The following is a 19,714-nucleotide window of genomic DNA, read 5'->3' as shown; positions in this document are numbered from 1 at the left end:
AGAGCAACCAAAAGGTTCAGCTGTGAGCCTTCAACGCGAATGGTGCCATCGGGCGCCTTGTTGAGAAAGTCTGAGGGCTTTTGGGAATAGAACGGAAATAGAAAAACGACATCTCCACTTTTTTGGAAATATCGCCAGTACGGTCCGTGACGTCTCAACAGCCCTTGGAACCCCCTGGATTTATCCATGGGGAGCAGTCAGTCGCCGAGCCCTGATTTTTGTATTGAAGAGCGAAGGCATCCAATAAATGAGCGAAGGCGGGATTGACATGAAGAAAAATTATTTAAGCATCGACATCGGCGGCACGAACATCAAATTGGCTCTGATCGACCATTCCGGACAGATTCAGTCCAAGAAGCAGGTGCGGACGCCACATGAATACGGCGCATTCATCGCCGCATTGGAAAATGAAATCGAATTGGTGCAGGATGAGATTCGCGGGATCGCCTTCAGCTGCCCGGGGAAAGTGGACACGGAAACGGGCATGATTTCTTTCGGCGGAGCCTTGCCTTTCTTGGACGGTATTTCCTTCATCGACAAATTCCAACCGAAATTTGCTGTGCCTATCTCCGTCATCAATGACGGGAAAGCGGCTGCCTTGTCCGAACTGTGGCTCGGCAACCTGAAAGGCATTGAGAACGGTTTGGCGCTTGTGCTCGGAACCGGCATCGGTGGCGGGCTGATCCTTGACGGCAAACTCTACCAGGGCAAAAATTTTCAGGCGGGAGAATTGAGTTTCATGATGAAGCAATCCGGCAAGCCATCCTTTGAGGATATGTACGGCATGACCGGGTCGGCAGTTGGACTCGTCAAAAAAGTGAACATCGAGTTGGGGACCGAGGACACGAAGGACGGCGCTGCTGCCTTCGAAGCAATCAATCAAAAGGATCCGAGCATCTATCCGATTTTCGAAGTCTTCGCCAGAGAAATCGCCTATATGATCTGCAACGTCCAAGCCATCCTTGACCTCGAGAAGATCGTCATCGGCGGCGGGATCAGCGCCCAATCGATCGTTATCGAAGAAATCCGGAAACAATACCGCGCCATCCGCGCCGGGCTGCCTTTCGTGGCGAACACCTTGACGGAAGTGGAAATCGACAGCTGCCGCTTCCTGAATGATGCGAACCTGTTGGGGGCGTTGTACCAATTGTTGCTGAATGTGGATGAAGAGATGGCAGTTAACGTGTAGGGAGCAATCTAAATAAATAGATTGCGTATCTATTCACGCTAGCGTAGATAGTAACTAAAAATAAAAATTAACCACCCATGATCGACGCAACCCGCGTTGCAGGATTCACGGGTGGTTTTGCCGTTTCTACAACAGCCAATAACAGTATGCCGAAACGCACTTGATTTGCTATGAAGTCCACTTCATGGTTTATAATGGATGCATAGACTAAGCACAAGAGAGAAGTGAAGCATATGAACAGCAAAGAAGTAGCGCAGCTATTCGATTTGCCGATCGATACGATCAGATATTATGAACGGGTGGGTGTGATTCCGCCGATAACACGCGACAAGAATGGCTATCGCATCTACGCCAAACGGGACCTCAATTGGATTTTTCTGGCAAAGAGTTTGCGCAAAGCGGGCTTGTCGATCGAGTCGCTGATCGAGTTCGCAACATTGGCGCAATCGAAGGAGAACGTGCGGGCAGCCCAAAAACAGATTCTGCAGGATCAGTTGACTGAAATCAATGTCAAATTGGAGGAGATGATGCATGCAAGGGATCTGCTGGAGTACAAAATCGAGACGTTTGATGATCATGTCGCTAAAATCAATGCCGGCGAACTGAATGATGACGAGGTTGAAGAGCTTTGGAGGATGAAACATTTCAAAAAACACGAAATACCGCTTGCTGTGGAGTAAGCTCCATAGTTTAGACTGAGCATTGTAGTAAATATTCCAATTGGAGGTTATGATATGCAAACAGTAAAATTAAACAACGGTGTTGAGATTCCAGTTTTAGGCTTCGGTACTTTTCAGATTACCGATCCTGTTGAGGCAGAACAATCCGTCATTGCAGCAATCAAAGCGGGCTACCGCCATATCGATACAGCGCAGTCGTACATGAATGAGGAAGCGGTCGGACGCGGCATCGCAAATTCCGGTGTGCCGCGCGAAGAGCTTTTTGTGACGACCAAAGTTTGGGTGGAAAATGTTTCCTATGAAGGTGTGAAAGCTTCGATTGAGCGCTCGCTCAAACGTCTGGGCTTGGATTACCTCGATATGCTGTTGATCCACCAACCGTACAGCGATGTCCATGGAGCTTGGAGAGCCATGGAGGAATTGCAGGAACAAGGCATTGTGCGCGCAATCGGTGTTTCCAACTTCGCCGTTGACCGTGCGGTGGATTTGGCGACCTTCAATAAAGTCGTACCGCAGATGAACCAGATTGAAATCAATCCGTTCCACCAACGCATCGAGGTCATTGCAGCGTTGAAAGAGGAAGGCATCATGCCGGAAGCTTGGGCGCCTTTTGCGGAAGGCAAAAATGACATCTTCAACAACGAAGTACTGGTCGCTATCGGGAAAAAATACAACAAATCAGTGGCGCAAGTCATCACCCGCTGGTTGGTGGAGCAGGACATCGTTGTCTTGGCAAAATCGACCAAACCGGAACGAATGGCTGAAAACCTGGATGTGTTCGACTTCGCTTTGACGGATGAAGACAAAGCGCAGATCGCGACTCTTGATGAGGGCGAAAGCCAATTCTTCTCGCATGCCGATCCTAAGATCATCAAATGGTTGGCGGAAAGAAAAATGGGCGTTTAAAACTGTAAAATCTTCTGAACTGAATAACGAGCGAGATAGAAAAAAACAGAAATCCCTTATCCGGATTTCTGTTTTTCATTTAAAGTGTTTTATTTGATCAAACTTAATTCAATTGCTGAAACTTTTTCTTCGACGTAGGTCTTCACTTCATTTTTGGGCATCTCCAGCACGACAGCGAATTCGCCGTAAAGCATTTCTTCGGCTTTCTTCATATAGCGTCTGTCGGTTTCGGAAACCTTTTTATTTTTTGTGGCGGCAATCTGGTTCTTGAGGTAGACCGTTTTGATCACTTGGATCAGGTATTTGCAATCATGGCGTTCCATGGCTTTATCATAATGTTCGGAAAGCAGATTCGCGCTGCTGTATAGGATATCCGTTTCTATTGTCGGAATCTGTTCGATTATTTCTTGTGCGTCATCGGCCGAAATAACGGGACGCATAAATACTTTCGTATCAACGGGTGTGAATACTGTTCCGTTCCGATACAGGGGCTTCAGAACATAATAGAGACGATCATTTGCGACAGCAGTGACATTCATAACTTCGATCGCTTCAACTCGGCAGACCCCTTCGTTTCCATACACTATCAAATCATTAACTTTGTACATGTAATCCTCCATATCTCTTCCAAAAGCAACAAAAAAGCGTGCAGAATTTTGACAACAGGACTTACGTTCGTCAAAACAACACGTTGTATAAATATTATACCAAATTTTGACTGTTTTTGTAAGGGGTGATTTCAAGAAAAAATATATAGATAAGTCGATATGTGAAAAGTCAAGTTGTTTCGAAAATGGAAACTTCATTGTGTCTTGCAAGCAAATACTTTATTTTAGATTAAAGTCTTATTCAGAGAGGGAGAAGCGTATGAAGTTTCCAGAAAATTTTTTATGGGGTGGGGCCACATCGGCTGTACAATGTGAAGGAGGTTACGATAAAGGAGGAAGAGGATTGGCTAATGTGGATCTGGTACCCGTGGGTCAAGACAGATACGCTGTAGGCAGCGGGGATTTGCATGCAAATTATTTTGATCCACAGGCATTCTACCCAACAAAGTCGGCAATTGATCTGTATCATAACTACGAGGAGGATATCGCCCTTCTAGGAGAAATGGGCTTTAAGGTCTACAGATTTTCCATATCATGGACAAGGATTTTCCCGAATGGCGATGAAAAAGAACCCAATCAGGAAGGCCTTCAATTTTACAAGAATATCATCAAGAAATGCGGGAAATATGGCATCGAGCCTCTTGTCACAATCAGCCACTTTGAATGTCCGATGGGTTTGGTTGAAAAATTTGGAGGCTGGCGGGACCGGCGGATGGTTGAAGAATATGCCAAATACGCAAAAACGCTCTTTGAAGAATTCCAAGGATCAGTGAAATATTGGATTACGTTCAATGAAATAAATATGGTTCTTCATTTGCCTTTTGTGGCGGCAGGAATTCGCTTCGATGAAGGGGAGAATAGGAATCAGGTCATGATTACCGCTGTCCATCACCAATTGGTGGCGAGCGCTTTGGCCACCAAACTAGCGCATGAAATCGATCCGGATAATCAGATCGGATGCATGATGGCTGCGGGGCCGCACTATCCAGAAACCTGCAAACCCCGGGATTATTGGAAGGCTATGGAAGATGATAGAGAAAATTATATGTTTATTGACGTCCAAAGTTGGGGGTATTATCCGCAATACGCGCTGAATTGGGTAGCGAAAAGAAATGCTGAGATACCTTTTATCGATGGGGACCGAGAATTGTTGCGCAATCATCCGGTTGATTTTGTCAGCTTTTCCTACTATTCCTCACATGTCAGCACTTCAGAGGAGAACAGAACCGACGTTACACCCGGGAATGTATTCCAATCGATAGTGAACCCACATTTGAAATCGAGTGAGTGGGGATGGCAAATCGATCCGCTCGGGCTTAGGATCACTTTGAATTTACTGAGTGATCGGTATCGAAAACCGTTGTTCATCGTGGAAAACGGCCTGGGTGCTAAGGACAGGGTTGAGGACAATGGCAAAATCCAAGATGATTATCGTATCAATTATTTGCAGGAACATATCCTGGCTATGCGTGACGCAGTAAGTGAAGACGGCATCGATCTGATCGGCTATACGACCTGGGGATGCATTGACCTTGTGTCGAATACTTCCGGGGAAATGGAGAAGCGTTATGGTTTCGTTTACGTTGATCTCGACAATGAAGGGGCCGGGACTAGGAAAAGGCTCAAAAAAGATTCGTTTGAATGGTACAAAAAGGTGATCGCTTCGAATGGGGAATGTTTGTGATTTAACGGACTTCAGGATATTCGAAGGAGGATCTATCAACTTTTTTGCATGATGATGCCAGCAAGCAAAACATCCACGACATATTTTAAAGCAAAATCGTTCAGGGTAGTTTCGTTTGAAGGAACGACGCATTTGTTGGGAAATTCGAGTTGGTCATTGCAGGTGATGAGCCAAGTTGTGCTCTGCAGGCTCTTGATCCTTCGAGTGATCCGCTTGCTGTATCTGAAAGTGTTGCCGTTGACGCTGAGAACGAGCAGAAAATCATCTTGATTGAGCGGGAAATCGACGTCAAAATCAGCATCGCAAATGACAGTCGAAATGGAAAGACGGCTCAACTCAATCTGGATGGTGTGGCAAACGGAGCGGATATCACCTTGGGCAAATAAATAGACACGTTTTTGCCTGCCTATGACGTTCACTAGTTTTTCCAGAGTGGCATAATCGAGATGGTTTGTAACGTACTGGAATGTCTCGCTTAATTTCTGGTTGAAAAGGGCGACATTCTCAGGAAAACCGTACGCTTTATTGAACAGAAAGGATTTTCTCTCCAGGGAATCTACATAATTCCGGCAAGCATCCTTGAAGCTTGCGTAGTTTTCGTATCCTAGAGTTCGGATAGTTTTGGAGATTTGACCTTTCGAAACAAAGCATCCGGCAGCAACAGCATCTATCGTCAAGAAGGGGATTTCGTCAATATGGGATTTGATGTAGCCAGCGATGGCATAAATGGAATCATTCTGATTTCTTGTATTCAGTATGTCGTTGACCTTATCGAGAATCATGCTTCACCTCCTGAAGTTTCTACCTTCAGTATAGTTGAAATCCATTAATTTTCAACACAAGCATAGGAATGGAGGGAACGCTGGGAAATCCTACGCAAACATGGGTTAAAATCATTTTAGCATCCAAAGGGGGATTGACTCCGGTAAACGTGCCGGAGTGCATTAACATGAAAAATATGTACTATGCAGGACTTGTTTTTTTGGGGGGATGCTGTTACGGCATTCTTTCGACTTTTGTGAAAATAGCATATGCGAACGGATTTAGTTCTGGTGCCGTGACAGGTGCGCAGTACTTGTTCGGTACGATGATGTTGTGGCTTGTTTTACTGTTTACAAAAAAGGAAAAGCTTTCCGTAAAGGAGTCGGTGAAACTTTTGTTGTCAGGCATCCCTTTCGGTTTGACCGGAATTTTTTATTATCAAGCACTGCAATCATTGAGTGCCTCATTAGCGATTGTTTTCCTTTTTCAATTTGTTTGGATCGGATCAGTGATCGAGTGGCTGGTTTACAGACTTGTTCCGGATAAAACGAAGCTGATTTCGATAGCTGTCCTTTTGCTCGGTTCATTATTGGCGGCTGACGTTTTTTCGAAAAGTAGTTCAACATTCACGGTAATAGGCTTAATCTGGGGGATTTTGGCAGCAGTCAGTTTCGCAACCTTCCTATTTTTGAGTAGTGCTGTCGGGAGTCAACTCCCTCCTGTTCAAAAAAGTGCCTTGCTGGCTACTGGCGCGAGCATACTCGTGTCCATTTGTTATCCGCCGGTCTTCATCCTTGAGGGCACGACGTTCTTTAGCCTTGCTCCATACGGCCTGCTTCTTGGTCTTTTCGGTGTAGTGCTGCCTCCGTTGCTTTATTCGATCGGAATGCCGCATGTCGGACCCAGCCTAGGAACGATTTTGACATCGTCCGAACTTCCCGTAGCGATACTGATGTCCTCAGTAGTATTATCAGAGCCAGTCCCACCTGTAAAGTGGACGGGTGTTATATTAATTTTGATAGGCATCAGTCTGAATAGTTTGAAAGATTCGAAAAAGACGGGAATGCTAAAAAAGACAGAATACCAGTGATTCATATACCGAAAAAATCCCCGACCGAGCTGCATTATGAGCTTGGTCGGGGATTCTTTGTTAACTTATAGGAATTTATAAAATTTTCCAGAGTGAAAAGTGCATCACCGGAGGTGTTTCACAAGTTTGCAAAATGTTTCATGCACCTAAAATGATGTCCAGCTGCACGGGTTAGCCCTTCGGAAATTAGATAAATCTGACCCATTGCGCTCTACGATGCTCATTCAGGGCCAGATTTCCTAAATTTCTTTCAGGTCTGAACGAACCCGTTCAGCTTTTCTTATGCTTCGTCGAACAGCGTTTTTCCGTCGCTGGCTATGACGTCCTTGTACCAATAGAAACTGTCTTTCTTGTAGCGATTCAGGGAAGGATCGACGGCTTCTTCGTACTGATCGACATAGACGAAGCCGTAGCGTTTTTGGTAGCCGTTCAGCCAGCTGAGCAGATCGGTGAACGACCATGTGCAGTATGCGAGCACTTCCGAGCCTTCTTCGATTGCCAGTTTGATCTCCTTAAGGTGTTCCGACAGATAGGCGATCCGATAAGGGTCATGGATGCTGCCGTCCTCTTCAAGTGTGTCGAAAGCGCCGAGTCCGTTTTCGGAAATGATGATCGGCAGGTCATAGCGGCTAGTGATGTCGCGGCAACCGACGCGGATGCCGATCGGATCGATGGTCCAATCCCAATCTGTTGTCGGCAGATTGGGATTCAGCGGATTCTTGTACAAGCCCGGAACGCCAGGGACAGTCATGGAACCTTTTTCGCCGGTCGTATTGAACACGCCGCTGCTGGCGACGCCATCCAACGGGTTGTACTCTACCGTATCGCTCCGGTAATAGTTGACGCCCATGAAGTCGACGTGCTTGGCGGCTTCCGCAAGCAATTCCGCATCGCCCGGCTCGAATTCAGGCGCAACGCCTTTGGTCTGGAGATACTTCATGGCTGCCTTCGGATAACGCCCGTAAGCATAAACATCCATCCACCAATAGTTTTTCAAATCGTCGTAATCCATCTTGGCTACGACATTTTCCGGCTTGCAGTCGATGGCGTAGCTCGGATGCAGGGCGAAGCTCGCACCAATCATGCCGTCCGGAACCAGATCCTGAAAGGCGAGCACGGCCTCGGCATGCGCCAGGAACACGTTATGGTTGACCTGGTAATAGAGTTTTTCTTCGCCGCTCATTTTCGGCGGGTGCTGCGCCGTCATCCAGCCCATCCGCGTGAAGATGTTCTGTTCATTGATCGTGATCCAGTATTTCACTTTGCTGCCGTAAGCCTCGAACAAAGTCACTGTGTATTTCTTGAAGTCGGCGATGATTTCCCGACTTTCCCAACCACGGTATTTTTCTTGCAGGAACAGCGGTAGATCCCAGTGATAAATCGTTACCATCGGCTCGACGTTGTTTTCCAGGCACAGGTCGATCAGCTTATGGTAGAAATCCAAGCCCTTTTGGTTCACTTCATCCATGGAAGTCGGGAAAATCCGTGACCAGGCGATCGAGAAACGATAAATTTTCAGGCCCATTTCCGCCATCAAGCGGACATCCTCCTCCACGCGATGGTAATGGTCGACCGCAACATTACCGTTTGTGTTTTTGTAGGTGGTGCCGGGCACTTTCACGAATTCATCCCAGATCGATGGACCTTTGCCGTCATCGTCCCAAGCGCCTTCCACCTGATAAGCAGCCGAAGCACTGCCCCACAGGAAATCCTTCGGAAAAGCATTTTTGTTTGCCTGCATCATAGTTTTGAACACTCCTTTTTTCAATATGATCCATTCCAAGCGCTACTCCCTCTCTATTCTAACATGCTTGATGCAGAAAACGCATGGCATAAGGTAGCGTTTGCAACAATTTGGTCTGGTTACTAACATTTTGACTGATGAAACAGACGCTGACCCCTCCGAATTTTCCGAAAAAGGGGTTACAATCCAGTTATATTATAAAGGGGGCGATTCCATGCCAATTCAAATTCATCAACAAGGGAAATTATTTCATCTGACCAATCAGGAGATCAGTTACATCATGCAGGTACTGGAGGATGGCAGTCTTGGGAATCTATATTTCGGAAAAAAGGTAGCCGACAGGACGGATTTCAGCCATCTGATCGAATCGGCGTATAGACCGAATACAGCTTACGCCAGCCAGGAGGACTACTCTTTTTCGAGAGAGCATATGCGCCAGGAATTTCCGGTCTACGGGACGACTGATTTCCGCCACCCTGCCATCAGCGTACTGAATGAGAACGGCAGCCGCGTGTCCGCCTTCCAAGTGAAAGAACACGTTGTCCATTCGGGTAAGAAAACACTCGCAGGATTGCCGGCCACTTATGCCGAATCACCGGAAGAGGCGACTACTTTGGAAATCACTTTGGAGGATTCTTTGGCAGGGGTGGTCGTCGTGCTGAGCTACACGCTCTATGAGGAACGTCCTGTTGTGACGAGATCGGTGCGTGTGCGGAATGATGGACAGAAAAATGTGCAGCTGGAACGTTTGCTCAGCATGAACCTGGATCTGCCTGATGCAGAATACGAACTGCTGCAGTTGTCGGGTGCTTGGGGGCGGGAACGTCATCCGTACTTCCGCCGATTGGTGCCGGGCATCCAAAGTGTCGAAAGCGCGAGAGGATCATCCAGCCACTACCAAAATCCGTTCATTGCTTTGAAAAGACTGGATGCCACCGAACAATCCGGAGAGGTCCTGGGATTCAGTTTCGTTTATTCCGGTAATTTCTTGGCGCAGGTGGAAGTGGATACCTACAATGTTGCGCGCGTCAGTATGGGGATCAATCCGTTCGGCTTCGGCTGGTTGCTTGAACCAGGGGAAACTTTCCAGGCACCGGAAGTCGTGATGGTGCACAGCGGGAATGGTTTGAACGGCATGAGTCAAACTTTCCACAGCCTCTACCGCCAACGGTTGGCAAGAGGGACGTGGCGCGATAAGGAACGTCCGATTTTGATCAATAACTGGGAAGCGACCGGGATGGATTTCACGGAACAGCAATTGCTGGCTTTTGCCGAGACAGCTTATGAAGACGGGGTGGAACTGTTCGTTCTGGATGATGGCTGGTTCGGTGGCCGGCGTCATGAGCGAGCTGGGCTCGGAGATTGGTTCGTCAACGGGGAATTGTTGCCGGAGGGGATTGACGGCTTGGCTGAAAAGATTGAAGCAATCGGCTTGCGGTTCGGGCTATGGTTCGAGCCGGAAATGGTGAATGCGGACAGTGATCTTTTCCGGGCTCATCCGGATTGGATCATCCATACACCGGGAAGACCGGTTTCCCACGGGCGCCACCAATATGTCCTTGATTTCACCCGCTCTGAAGTAGTCGATCATATTTACACCATGATTTCTAAGATATTGCGCGAAGCCAAAATTTCTTATGTGAAATGGGATATGAACCGCTGCATCACTGAGGCTTATTCGCCAAGACTTCCTGCCGGGAGACAGGGTGAGGTGTTCCATCGCTACATGCTGGGCGTCTATGACCTGTATGAACGTCTGACATCCGAGTTTCCGGAAATTCTTTTTGAATTTTGCGCTTCCGGGGGAGGTCGCTTTGATCCTGGGATGATCTATTATTCTCCGCAAGGATGGACCAGCGATGATACGGATGCAGTTGAGCGATTGAAAATCCAGTACGGCACTTCTTTTGTTTACCCCTTGAGCTCGATGGGAGCGCATGTTTCCGCAGCTCCTAACGAACAGCTTCATCGTTATACACCGTTGGAGACACGCGGGAATGTTTCGGCATTCGGCTCATTCGGGTATGAATTGGATCTGAACAGATTGACGGAACAGGAAAGGGCAATCGTCAAGGAACAGATTACGTTCATCAAAAAGTACCGCAAAATCATCCACAGCGGCACTTTCTACCGTCTCATGAGCCCGTTCGACGGGAACTATTGTGCATGGATGGTCGTTTCCGAAGATAAACGGACGGTGCTGGTGGGCCAATATAAAATTCTGAATGAGGTCAATGCGCCTTTCAGAAGACTGCATTTGATTGGATTGGATCCTTCGATCGAGTACGTCGACATTTCCGATGGGAAGGGCTATTACGGAGATGAACTGATGCATATCGGCTTGGTGACAAGTGACGCTTCCTGCGGTCAGGTTCTCGACGGAAGAAAACCTTCTTGTGACTTCGATTCAAAAATTTATATATTAGAAGCAAAATGAAAAAAACGGTGCATCGTCAGAAGCGATGCGCCGTTTTTTCGTTGTATTGCTCCCGCTTTTCGTATTCCGCCTTTCTGTAGGTGGTCGGCGTGACTGAGTACTTTCTTTTGAAAGCTTTGGAAAAGACCAGGGTATCGCGATAGCCGCTGTATTCTGCGATTTCATCGATCGAAAAGTTCTTCAAACCTAAGAGTTCCGCCGCCCGCGTCAGGCGATGATCCGTCAAATATTGCTGCAGCGTCACACCCATCTCCTGCTTGAAAATGCTGGAAAGATAGCTACGGTTCAAACACAATGCTTCCGCAAGGCTCTGAATGGTCATCGGTGTGGCATAATAGCTCCTGATGTAGGCGATCGCTTCCCGGATGTGCGGGTTCCTTAGCTGACCTCTGGTGATGGAGTGTTCCGTTGTCTGTTTAAACAAGGCCAAAAATTCATACAGTCGGGCCGAAAGCATCAATTCGGAAAAAAGAGAAACTTGATCCTCGGAAAAGGATTCTTCTATGATTTGGATGATGCGTTCCGTATTTTCGGTTTGGAAAACCGGATGGTGGCCCGAACACCCCAGTGCATCCAGGTAGAACCCGGCGAGATCACCCTCGAATCCGATCCAATAGTAGCTCCATGGGTCTTCTTTGTCGGCTTGATAAAAAGTTCTGGTATCCGGCGGAATAATGAAACCTTGGCCTGCCGTCACTTCATAGGACTCATTATCCAGCTGATAGCGGCCTTTGCCTTTCGTCACGATATGGATGATGTAATTGGGCCGGACTGCCGGCCCGAAACTGTAAAGCGACTCGCAGACCGCTTTTCCGGAGAAAAGAATCTTGAGGTCTTTTTGATTGTTGAAAAAGTAAGATTTGAAATAAGAAGTTTCCATCATTACCTCCTAACATTTTGACTGCATTTTAGAACATTATAATCTATAGGATGCGTTTCCAGCAACCTATAATTAAATGGGTTAAGCGCGAACCAACAACGAGAGGGGTTATCACATTGAAAGTACCATCTACAGAAAAAAAGGGTAACATACTGTTCCGGGGTGTCACCACGTTTCTCGGAACAAGTCTCATCAGTTGTGGCATAGCTTGGATGCGTTTCAGCGGAATGGGAACCGATCCGTTTGTGACGATGAATATCGGGATCAGTGAATCTATAGGAATGGACTTCGGAACGATACAGATGCTGGCAAATATTGCGGTTCTATTGGTGATGCTTTGGTTCCGGCCGAAGCTGATCCATTTAGGGACGCTATTGGGAATTTTCTTCGTTGGCTATTTTTCGGACTTTCTTTTGGGAATGTTGCAGAATCTGCCTGACACGCTGACGATGCGCATGCTGGGATTGCTCCTCGGGCTTATCGCATGTTGCTTCGGAGTAGCCGTCTATATGACTGCCGATATGGGTCTTGCTCCGTATGACGCATTGGGAATCATTCTGCTGGAAAAGTTGCCTCTCCGATTAACTTACCGGGAAATCAGGATCATGACGGACCTCAGTTGTGTCGCGGTCGGCTTCATCTTGGGTGCCCAAATCGGTATCGGAACAATCATCACGGCTTTTTTCACCGGTCCCTTGATCAACTATTTCAAGAAAAAAGTGGAACCGTTTTTGACATTTGCGCAGTTCCAAAAAACAGCCAGGTAGATATTTACTCATAGAGAGGCCCTCCCATCAATTTGATGGGAGAGCCTCTCTTTTTGAAAGATTGTTGCGTCTCAAACATCCTCTATCAGAGGCTGGATTTTGGAGCGGAAACCGGTGGTGTTCGCCTTCACCTGAAGCAAGCGTTTCTTATTTTTATCATAGTTCCGCGCGAACAGGCCGGCATACAGAATATCCAACACCAACAGAGTGGACACGCTGGAAGAGAAGGTGCTGATTTTCGAGAACATTTTTTCCCATGTGACGATGTTCAAGGTGATGTCGCACAAATCGCTGATGCTGTTGTTTCCGACACTGGAGATGCAGATCATCGGCGTCTCCGTAGCCTTCAGCAGTTGGCAGATTTCGAGGATGTCTTTTGTTTCGCCGGTGTAGGAAATGATCAAAGCGACTCTGTCTTTGTTCGATGTGGCAGCCTTGATGAGTTGCTCCTGCTGGCTGGTGGATGTCGTGACTTCTTTGTTGATGCGCCGCATATCAAGCGTGAAATTATAGGCCAAGTGCTGGTTTGAGCCGACGCCATAAATGTCGATGAAGGTCGCTTGGTCAAGCAGATTGATGGCTTGATTGTATGTGTCTTCATCCACTAGGGAATTGGTTTCCTTGACTGCATCCACGAAAAGCTGAGATAGATTTGAGGATATTTCGGTGATGCCATCTGCTTTTTTGAACGGGAAATTGGCATCGATCGAAACCAGTGGACTGTCGATCTGTTGGACAGCGGCCAGGAATTCGATTTTGAAATCATTGTAGCCTTGGAAGCCCAGTTTTTGGGCAAGCCGCACGATGGTGGATGGGCTCGTGAAGGTTTTCGTGGCTAAATCTTTAGTTGTGGCATTTTTTAAATCATCCGGATTTTCAAGCAAAAAATGGATGATGCTGTTCTCCGCGTTCGAAAAAAAGTGGCTTTGGTTCATCCTGCTGATTATGTTCAGAAATATCACCCCTGTTTTGCGTTTGATTTACTCCAATTATACCATTTGTCGATTTGAATCATGAAATTATGTTTCAACAAATGCCCGTTAAAAAAGAAAAGATGCAACGGCATGCCAATAGCTGCCGAAAGCATTTACTTTTTTTGTCAGGAAATCAATAATGGAAGCAGATATAAGTGTTTAGACACAAATGACAAAGGTGGTAATGACAGTGAACAAAGCATTTCCGGAAACATTTTTATGGGGTGGCGCAACCGCCGCAAACCAATACGAAGGCGGTTTTGCTGAAGGTGGCAGAGGATTGGCCGCTTCGGACCTGATTACGGCCGGAAGCCATACATCTTCCAGAAAAATATACTTTACCAATGCCAATGGGAAAATGGATCACATTACTTTAGGCGAATCTTTACCGCTTGGAGCGGAGCCGATCCTGAAAGAGGTCGAGTATTACCCTAGCCATAACGCCACTGATTTCTACCACCATTACAAAGAGGATATCGGGCTGATGGCGGAAATGGGGTTCAACAGTTACCGATTGGCGATCTCTTGGACGCGAATATTTCCGAACGGGGACGAGGAGGAGCCGAACGAAGAAGGGCTGCAATTCTATGATGATGTGTTCGACGAATGCCTGAAGCATGGCATCGAGCCGATTGTCACCATTCTTCACTTCGATATGCCAGTGGGGTTAGCCAAGAAATACGGCGGCTGGGCAAACCGGAAAATGATCGATTTCTATCTTCGCTACAGTGAAGTGCTGTTCAACCGATACAAATCCAAGGTGAAATATTGGATCACAGTCAACGAAATCAATGTTCTGGGCGGTTTCTGGACCTTGGGAACCTATAAAAAAGATGACGCTAAAACGGAGAATAAGGGTCCGATCCTTCCGACCAAATATTTGCCGGAAGAAGCAGCGGGCAAATACCAGGCGTTGCACCATCTGATGGTAGCCTGCAGCTATGCGAACAAGATGGCCCATGAAATGATCCCAAATGTCAAAATCGGCACCATGTTGGCCCTGTCCGGCATTTACCCGAATACGTGCCACCCGGATGATGTTTTCGGAGCCTATCTGTTCAGACGGAGAGCATTGTTGTTCTCGGATGTGATGATGCGTGGCTATTATCCGGCCTATGCGAAAAGCATTTTTGATGAATATGATTTTGAACTGATAATGGAGGAAGGCGACGAAGAAATATTGAGAAATCACCCGTCCGACTACCTTGCCTTCAGTTACTACCGCACAACGGTATACGACAGAAACTCCGACATCACCACGACAACCGGCGGCCAGCAAGGGCAACCGAATCCGTACCTGGAAAAAACGCCGTGGGGCTGGCCGATCGATGCGAAAGGCTTCCGTTTTGTTTTGAACGAACTGTATGACCGCTACCAAAAACCATTGATGTGCGTCGAAAACGGGATGGGCAACATCGATACGATCGAAAATGGCGAAATCCACGACGACTACAGAATCGCGTATCTGCGCGACCACATAGCAGCGATGCGGGATGCAGTGACGATCGATGGCGTCGATCTGATCGGATACATGCCATGGGGCTGCATCGACCTCGTTTCGGCAGGAACAGGCGAAATGAAGAAGCGTTACGGATTTGTCTATGTCGATCTGGACGATGCCGGCAAAGGGACTTTCAACCGAATCAAAAAAGACTCATTCTACTGGTACAAATCAGTGATCGCCTCTAACGGCAGCGAGTTATAATTATTTAACATAAAGGAGCTCTTCCATCAATAGGTGGGAGAGCTTCTTTGTGGCGGTGATGGATTTTGTGGAGCGAATTGCCGAATGGGCGTGCTGTATTCGACAACTTCGGTCTGCAGAGGAGTCAAATTGTCGAATGAAAGACAGCATTCGACAATTCCGCCCAAAACTGGAATAAAATAATCGAATGATAGTCCGATATTCGGCAATTCGCCTCTTATATTAGACGGTGATTCATTATAATATTCCATCAAAAAGTGTTATTATTTTAACAAGGAGTGTGATGGGGCATGGGTATGAGTGAGGATTTTGAGTTGATTATGATTCTGGCGAGCATCGGAATCATCAGTGTATTTGGGTATTTGTTTTTTAATTGGGTTTTGAATCTGACTGCTGTGGAGGTTACCGAAAACGCCAAATTGATCGGGAAAGATACGGAGAGTGCGAGTCACATGAACGGGGACTCTTTGATGACGACAACTAGCTACGTGATGACCTTCGAAGTCGACGGTGGCGAACGCATCACGTTTCGTGTCGGCAGAGGGGTGTACCGCAAGTATGTGATCGGCGATTACGGCAGGCTGACGTACAAAAGAAAATGGTTCAGACAATTTGAACGAATTTGAGCTGCCTTCGCCTTATTTTGTTGCGGGGGTAACTTGACTATCCATTTTTCCTGTAGTAGTCTGTATTAGTGTCAAAAAACAGAATAAGACAGTTCGAAACCATCCTGTCTCAAATCAAAACTAGGACCTGACTGCTGCTTATTTGAAGCGGTCGATTGTTGATGGGCATAGTGTGCCCTTTTTTTGTGCAAAAAAATAGTAGTGATCTGCATATTTCGAAGCCATCAAAGACAAGGAAAGTTCTGGAACGACGGATCGGCAGAACGGCAGCAGCGCCTGTAAAAAGGGGCGGTGCTGCGGACAACTTTAGGGGGGAGAAATACAAAAATGTATATTTTGAAAACAGAGCACAGCTTCGACATCGCGCATTTTCTTGCTGGCTATGCAGGCAAATGTGCAAACATCCACGGCCACAGATGGCGGGTCGAAATCGAGGTTCAAGCGGAAGAATTGGTCGCATCCGGACAACTGGACGGAATGGTAGTGGATTTCGGAGATTTGAAAAAGGACCTCAAGGTCGCTGTGGATCACTTAGATCACGCGCTGATCATCGAGCAGGGAACCATGCGGGAACAAACGCTGCAATGCATCAAGGAAGACGGTTTTGCCGTCATCGAATTCCCGTTCCGTCCGACAGCCGAGAATTTCGCCGCACATTTCTACAGAACGATGGCTGGCTTGGGCTATGATGTGAAGCGTGCGATCGTTTATGAAACACCAACAAACAGCGCCGCTTATGAAGAAAGCGGGGTAAGCTAAATGGCACTTCAAGTAGTTGAAAAATTCGTCAGCATCAATGGTGAAGGCCGCAGATGCGGACAATTGGCGACCTTCATCCGGTTCGCGGGATGCAATCTGAACTGCGGCTATTGCGACACCGCCTGGGCCAACGACAGAAAAGTCGCTTTCGATCCGATGACGGCCGAGGAAGTTTATGCCTACATCAAGGACACTCAGGTCACCAATGTCACCCTGACCGGGGGAGAGCCATTGCTGCAGCAGGACGTGGGAGTACTTTTGGAGTTGCTTTCGCAGGATCCGGAGCTCTATGTCGAAATCGAGACGAACGGCAGCGTATTGTTGAGCAAATTTTCTGATTTGGAAAACCCGCCTAGCTTCACGATGGACTATAAGCTTCCTTCCAGTGGGATGGAGCGCATGATGGCGTTGGAAAATTTCGATTATCTGACAGATAAGGATACGGTCAAATTTGTATCGGGAAGCATGGCGGACCTGGAGAAAGCCCGAGAATTGATCAATAAATACAAGCTTACTGAAAAAACCTGCATCTTTATCAGCCCGGTTTTCGGAGAAATCGAGCTGGAAAGCATCGTTGATTTCATGAAGGATAACCAGATGAATGGGGTCAACATGCAGGTGCAGCTCCACAAAATCATCTGGGATCCGAACGAGAGAGGAGTTTAACTATGGCAATTGATGTACAAGCGATCGAAGGGCATATAAGGGGTATCCTGATTGCCTTGGGCGACGACCCCGAAAGAGAAGGCCTCAAGGACACTCCGAAACGGGTGGCCAAAATGTACGAGGACATCTACAAAGGGATGTGCTACACGAACGATGAAATCGCGGAAATGCTGAACACCACTTTCGAGGATGACCTGGCCTTTGGCAATGCCGAAAATGATCTTGTCTTCATGAAGGACATTGAGATATTCAGCCACTGCGAGCATCATCTGGCGTTGATGTACAACATGAAGGTTGCGGTTGCGTATATCCCCAAACAAAAGGTCATCGGTTTGAGCAAAATAGCCCGGATTGCCGATATGGCGGGTCGTAGGCTGTAGCTGCAGGAAAGGATCGGCAGCGACATTGCGGAGATTCTGGAGAAGATTACCGAATCGGAGGATGTGGCTGTCATCATCCAAGGCGAGCACGGCTGCATGACCACCCGCGGCATCCAGAAGCCCGGCGCGAAAACCATCACGACTACGCTGCGTGGACGCTTCAACACCGATCCGATGCTGAACAATAAGCTGATGATGCTGTATACGAAAGATAGCACGAATCAGTTTGGCTGATGTTAGTTCGTGATGGGTCGCTTGATCGTATGATAGTTGGGCGAACGGGGTCGGACCTCCGGTGAAGGGGCTGTCACCGGAGGACGGTTGAAATACGCGGGCGCAACTCCTGCGAAGAGTGCTTGGCCGGAGAAGAACGAGATAGGACAGGTCGCAACTACGGCTAAGGCTGCTCTCACCGGAGGACGGAGTAATTCAGCCAATCATGAACAAAAAACACAAGCATCCCGGCTCATATATGTAGCCGGAATACTTGTGTTTTCTCGTTTTACCGTCTATGAAAAGAATGCCAATCCCATCCTGCCGATCAGCAATACCATTTCGATGATGACTACCAGACTGCCGATTTTGAACAACCAGTCGTTCACGATGCCGCTCGCGCTGCACAAACCGAGGCGGATACCGCCGGGAAGCGGATAAAACAGCTTCACGCGCTTGTGGTTGAGCATGTCGATTGCAATATGCGACGCCATCGCAACTGCGAAATAAGGAACCAGAAGCGGCGACAGAATATAGACCGCCATGCTCAATAAGGCCAGTCCGAGTATGGAATGAAGAAACGACCGATGCGGTTGTTCCTTTCCGAAGATGCAGATACCCAAGAAAATGACGGTCCCGAAAAAGATCCGGGAGTAGGAGCTGTGGTTCAGGATGGCGGAGAAGATGCCGAGCGACCACCTGGACTCTGCGAATGCCAGCAGGACCGATACCGCCAGGATCAAACCGAGAATCCAGTCCAGAGTCTGATGGGATTCAGAGGTGGTGACATCGATGTCGCTGATGACAGACCCGACGATTGCTACGCCCAGACAGATGAATAATTCCTTCAGCGTGGAGGGTTGCGTAACCAGCAAGCTGGCGGCAGTCCCTATCGCTACGTGTGTTTTTCCAGTCATGTTGAATCCTTTCAAAAATAAAATAAGCGAGAACGTTTGTTCCTGCCGTTGTTATCATATCTGATTATGAGTCAAAAAGAAACAAAAACCTTGCGCGTTCAGATGATTCACCTTCCGACAAAGGCTGTTCTGTTATAGCTATCAAACGTGTTCGATTTCGTATGTTATCCAAACGGTTGATAAGATGGTATTCTTTGCTTACCAAATTTCAACTAAGGGGGAACAGATATGCCAAATCAACTATTCAAAGTGACATCGACCAGTCTGAATGAAAATTACCAGGTGATCAACAAAGCCAGAGGCAAATCCATCGTGCTGGATGAACCGGAAGCATTCGGAGGTACGGACATCGGTTTGAGTCCGGTGGAGGCATTGCTTGCCGGATTGGGCAGCTGTAAAGCCATCGCCGGGCGGATGTTTGCCGCGAAGCTCGGCATCAAACTCCATGAACTTGAGATTGAAGTGAGCGGAAACCTGAACACAGACGGATTTTTGGGCGATGAGAATGTCAAAATCGGTTTTACTGACATTCATGCGGTCTACCGCATCAAAGCTGATAATACCGAAGCGGAAATCAGCCATTTCGTGGAGTTTGTGGAATCGCATTGCCCAGTCGGCGATACCTTGATCAATCCTGCCAGCATCAGCTTTGATACCACTATCATTTAGACAAATTAAACGGAAAAGTGCCCCGACCGATGCGCAATTTGCATCGGTCGGGGCACTT

At 47.4% G+C, this 19,714-nt stretch carries 18 protein-coding genes and 1 pseudogene; 13 read left to right on the top strand and 6 right to left on the bottom strand.

Annotated features, from left to right (window positions below; translation table 11 throughout):
- The first annotated feature begins 268 nt into the window (after positions 1 to 268).
- The 3 genes from ACKPBX_RS01945 to ACKPBX_RS01935 all read left to right on the top strand — a co-directional run bounded on the left by ACKPBX_RS01945 (position 269) and on the right by ACKPBX_RS01935 (position 2,775).
- Positions 269 to 1,189: an ROK family protein gene (locus ACKPBX_RS01945; protein WP_319995830.1), complete on the top strand. Its 921-nt coding sequence runs from the start codon at positions 269 to 271 to the stop codon at positions 1,187 to 1,189.
- A gap of 233 nt (positions 1,190 to 1,422) precedes the next feature.
- Complete coding sequence (locus tag ACKPBX_RS01940; protein ID WP_319995829.1) at positions 1,423 to 1,869, top strand: MerR family transcriptional regulator; 447 nt, start codon at positions 1,423 to 1,425, stop codon at positions 1,867 to 1,869.
- Positions 1,870 to 1,923: 54 nt separating this feature from the next.
- Positions 1,924 to 2,775 carry an aldo/keto reductase gene (locus ACKPBX_RS01935; RefSeq protein WP_119092551.1) on the top strand — a complete coding sequence of 284 codons (852 nt, stop codon included), beginning with the start codon at positions 1,924 to 1,926 and terminating at the stop codon, positions 2,773 to 2,775.
- Between the two features lie 89 nt (positions 2,776 to 2,864).
- On the opposite strand, the gene ACKPBX_RS01930 is transcribed toward ACKPBX_RS01935, so the two are convergent.
- Complete coding sequence (locus ACKPBX_RS01930; protein WP_160116938.1) at positions 2,865 to 3,383, bottom strand: CarD family transcriptional regulator; 519 nt, start codon at positions 3,381 to 3,383, stop codon at positions 2,865 to 2,867.
- Positions 3,384 to 3,642: 259 nt separating this feature from the next.
- Here ACKPBX_RS01930 and ACKPBX_RS01925 point away from each other — a divergent pair, with 259 nt between their 5' ends.
- The gene (locus ACKPBX_RS01925; protein WP_319995828.1) at positions 3,643 to 5,067 is read left to right on the top strand and encodes a 6-phospho-beta-glucosidase; all 1,425 of its coding nucleotides are present in this window, start codon (positions 3,643 to 3,645) and stop codon (positions 5,065 to 5,067) included.
- Between the two features lie 35 nt (positions 5,068 to 5,102).
- On the opposite strand, the gene ACKPBX_RS01920 is transcribed toward ACKPBX_RS01925, so the two are convergent.
- Entirely contained in the window at positions 5,103 to 5,849 is a 747-nt protein-coding gene (locus tag ACKPBX_RS01920) for a MurR/RpiR family transcriptional regulator (protein ID WP_160116937.1), read from the bottom strand.
- A 167-nt stretch (positions 5,850 to 6,016) separates the two neighbouring features.
- Between ACKPBX_RS01920 and ACKPBX_RS01915 the strand changes: the two genes are divergently transcribed.
- Positions 6,017 to 6,919 (top strand): EamA family transporter, encoded by a 903-nt coding sequence (locus ACKPBX_RS01915; protein ID WP_319995827.1) that lies wholly within the window; start codon positions 6,017 to 6,019, stop codon positions 6,917 to 6,919.
- Between the two features lie 280 nt (positions 6,920 to 7,199).
- Here ACKPBX_RS01915 and ACKPBX_RS01910 read toward each other — a convergent pair whose 3' ends face one another.
- Positions 7,200 to 8,663, bottom strand: coding sequence for a glycoside hydrolase family 1 protein (locus tag ACKPBX_RS01910; protein ID WP_407702563.1), 1,464 nt, complete (start codon positions 8,661 to 8,663; stop codon positions 7,200 to 7,202).
- A 214-nt stretch (positions 8,664 to 8,877) separates the two neighbouring features.
- Here ACKPBX_RS01910 and ACKPBX_RS01905 point away from each other — a divergent pair, with 214 nt between their 5' ends.
- Positions 8,878 to 11,100, top strand: coding sequence for an alpha-galactosidase (locus ACKPBX_RS01905; protein ID WP_319995826.1), 2,223 nt, complete (start codon positions 8,878 to 8,880; stop codon positions 11,098 to 11,100).
- Between the two features lie 16 nt (positions 11,101 to 11,116).
- Here ACKPBX_RS01905 and ACKPBX_RS01900 read toward each other — a convergent pair whose 3' ends face one another.
- Positions 11,117 to 11,980, bottom strand: coding sequence for an AraC family ligand binding domain-containing protein (locus ACKPBX_RS01900; RefSeq protein ID WP_180688015.1), 864 nt, complete (start codon positions 11,978 to 11,980; stop codon positions 11,117 to 11,119).
- A gap of 116 nt (positions 11,981 to 12,096) precedes the next feature.
- Between ACKPBX_RS01900 and ACKPBX_RS01895 the strand changes: the two genes are divergently transcribed.
- Positions 12,097 to 12,747, top strand: a complete 651-nt coding sequence (locus ACKPBX_RS01895; RefSeq protein WP_319995825.1) for a YczE/YyaS/YitT family protein — start codon at positions 12,097 to 12,099, stop codon at positions 12,745 to 12,747.
- 71 nt (positions 12,748 to 12,818) lie between these two features.
- Here ACKPBX_RS01895 and ACKPBX_RS01890 read toward each other — a convergent pair whose 3' ends face one another.
- Positions 12,819 to 13,682, bottom strand: a complete 864-nt coding sequence (locus ACKPBX_RS01890; protein WP_319995824.1) for a MurR/RpiR family transcriptional regulator — start codon at positions 13,680 to 13,682, stop codon at positions 12,819 to 12,821.
- Positions 13,683 to 13,905: 223 nt separating this feature from the next.
- Between ACKPBX_RS01890 and ACKPBX_RS01885 the strand changes: the two genes are divergently transcribed.
- The 5 genes and pseudogenes from ACKPBX_RS01885 (at position 13,906) to folE (ending at position 18,091) form a co-directional block, all read left to right on the top strand.
- Positions 13,906 to 15,426, top strand: coding sequence for a glycoside hydrolase family 1 protein (locus ACKPBX_RS01885; protein ID WP_319995823.1), 1,521 nt, complete (start codon positions 13,906 to 13,908; stop codon positions 15,424 to 15,426).
- Between the two features lie 290 nt (positions 15,427 to 15,716).
- Positions 15,717 to 16,052 carry a DUF2500 domain-containing protein gene (locus ACKPBX_RS01880; protein ID WP_319995822.1) on the top strand — a complete coding sequence of 112 codons (336 nt, stop codon included), beginning with the start codon at positions 15,717 to 15,719 and terminating at the stop codon, positions 16,050 to 16,052.
- 327 nt (positions 16,053 to 16,379) lie between these two features.
- Positions 16,380 to 16,811, top strand: coding sequence for a 6-carboxytetrahydropterin synthase QueD (queD, locus tag ACKPBX_RS01875; RefSeq protein WP_319995821.1), 432 nt, complete (start codon positions 16,380 to 16,382; stop codon positions 16,809 to 16,811).
- Entirely contained in the window at positions 16,812 to 17,477 is a 666-nt protein-coding gene (queE, locus tag ACKPBX_RS01870; RefSeq protein ID WP_319995820.1) for a putative 7-carboxy-7-deazaguanine synthase QueE, read from the top strand.
- A 2-nt stretch (positions 17,478 to 17,479) separates the two neighbouring features.
- A pseudogene (gene folE, locus ACKPBX_RS01865) lies at positions 17,480 to 18,091 on the top strand (GTP cyclohydrolase I FolE).
- Positions 18,092 to 18,366: 275 nt separating this feature from the next.
- On the opposite strand, the gene ACKPBX_RS01860 reads toward folE, so the two are convergent.
- Positions 18,367 to 18,987: a metal-dependent hydrolase gene (locus tag ACKPBX_RS01860; RefSeq protein WP_119092538.1), complete on the bottom strand. Its 621-nt coding sequence runs from the start codon at positions 18,985 to 18,987 to the stop codon at positions 18,367 to 18,369.
- A gap of 228 nt (positions 18,988 to 19,215) precedes the next feature.
- Here ACKPBX_RS01860 and ACKPBX_RS01855 point away from each other — a divergent pair, with 228 nt between their 5' ends.
- Positions 19,216 to 19,656 (top strand): OsmC family protein, encoded by a 441-nt coding sequence (locus ACKPBX_RS01855; protein WP_119092537.1) that lies wholly within the window; start codon positions 19,216 to 19,218, stop codon positions 19,654 to 19,656.
- The last annotated feature ends 58 nt before the right edge of the window (positions 19,657 to 19,714 follow it).

The organism is Trichococcus shcherbakoviae, assembly GCF_963666195.1.
Lineage (GTDB): Bacteria > Bacillota > Bacilli > Lactobacillales > Aerococcaceae > Trichococcus > Trichococcus shcherbakoviae.
Note: the sequence above shows the minus strand (reverse complement) of the source record. Positions and strands in the feature narration are given on the sequence as shown.

Excerpts from the sequence above, each read along its gene's own strand:
- ACKPBX_RS01945 (WP_319995830.1), top strand. The coding sequence starts at position 269 with ATGAAGAAAAATTATTTAAGCATCGACATCGGCGGCACGAACATCAAA.
- ACKPBX_RS01940 (WP_319995829.1), top strand. The coding sequence starts at position 1,423 with ATGAACAGCAAAGAAGTAGCGCAGCTATTCGATTTGCCGATCGATACG.
- ACKPBX_RS01935 (WP_119092551.1), top strand. The coding sequence starts at position 1,924 with ATGCAAACAGTAAAATTAAACAACGGTGTTGAGATTCCAGTTTTAGGC.
- ACKPBX_RS01930 (WP_160116938.1), bottom strand. The coding sequence starts at position 3,383 with ATGTACAAAGTTAATGATTTGATAGTGTATGGAAACGAAGGGGTCTGC.
- ACKPBX_RS01925 (WP_319995828.1), top strand. The coding sequence starts at position 3,643 with ATGAAGTTTCCAGAAAATTTTTTATGGGGTGGGGCCACATCGGCTGTA.
- ACKPBX_RS01920 (WP_160116937.1), bottom strand. The coding sequence starts at position 5,849 with ATGATTCTCGATAAGGTCAACGACATACTGAATACAAGAAATCAGAAT.
- ACKPBX_RS01915 (WP_319995827.1), top strand. The coding sequence starts at position 6,017 with ATGAAAAATATGTACTATGCAGGACTTGTTTTTTTGGGGGGATGCTGT.
- ACKPBX_RS01910 (WP_407702563.1), bottom strand. The coding sequence starts at position 8,663 with ATGATGCAGGCAAACAAAAATGCTTTTCCGAAGGATTTCCTGTGGGGC.
- ACKPBX_RS01905 (WP_319995826.1), top strand. The coding sequence starts at position 8,878 with ATGCCAATTCAAATTCATCAACAAGGGAAATTATTTCATCTGACCAAT.
- ACKPBX_RS01900 (WP_180688015.1), bottom strand. The coding sequence starts at position 11,980 with ATGGAAACTTCTTATTTCAAATCTTACTTTTTCAACAATCAAAAAGAC.
- ACKPBX_RS01890 (WP_319995824.1), bottom strand. The coding sequence starts at position 13,682 with ATGAACCAAAGCCACTTTTTTTCGAACGCGGAGAACAGCATCATCCAT.
- ACKPBX_RS01885 (WP_319995823.1), top strand. The coding sequence starts at position 13,906 with ATGACAGTGAACAAAGCATTTCCGGAAACATTTTTATGGGGTGGCGCA.
- ACKPBX_RS01880 (WP_319995822.1), top strand. The coding sequence starts at position 15,717 with ATGGGTATGAGTGAGGATTTTGAGTTGATTATGATTCTGGCGAGCATC.
- queD (WP_319995821.1), top strand. The coding sequence starts at position 16,380 with ATGTATATTTTGAAAACAGAGCACAGCTTCGACATCGCGCATTTTCTT.
- queE (WP_319995820.1), top strand. The coding sequence starts at position 16,812 with ATGGCACTTCAAGTAGTTGAAAAATTCGTCAGCATCAATGGTGAAGGC.
- ACKPBX_RS01860 (WP_119092538.1), bottom strand. The coding sequence starts at position 18,987 with ATGACTGGAAAAACACACGTAGCGATAGGGACTGCCGCCAGCTTGCTG.
- ACKPBX_RS01855 (WP_119092537.1), top strand. The coding sequence starts at position 19,216 with ATGCCAAATCAACTATTCAAAGTGACATCGACCAGTCTGAATGAAAAT.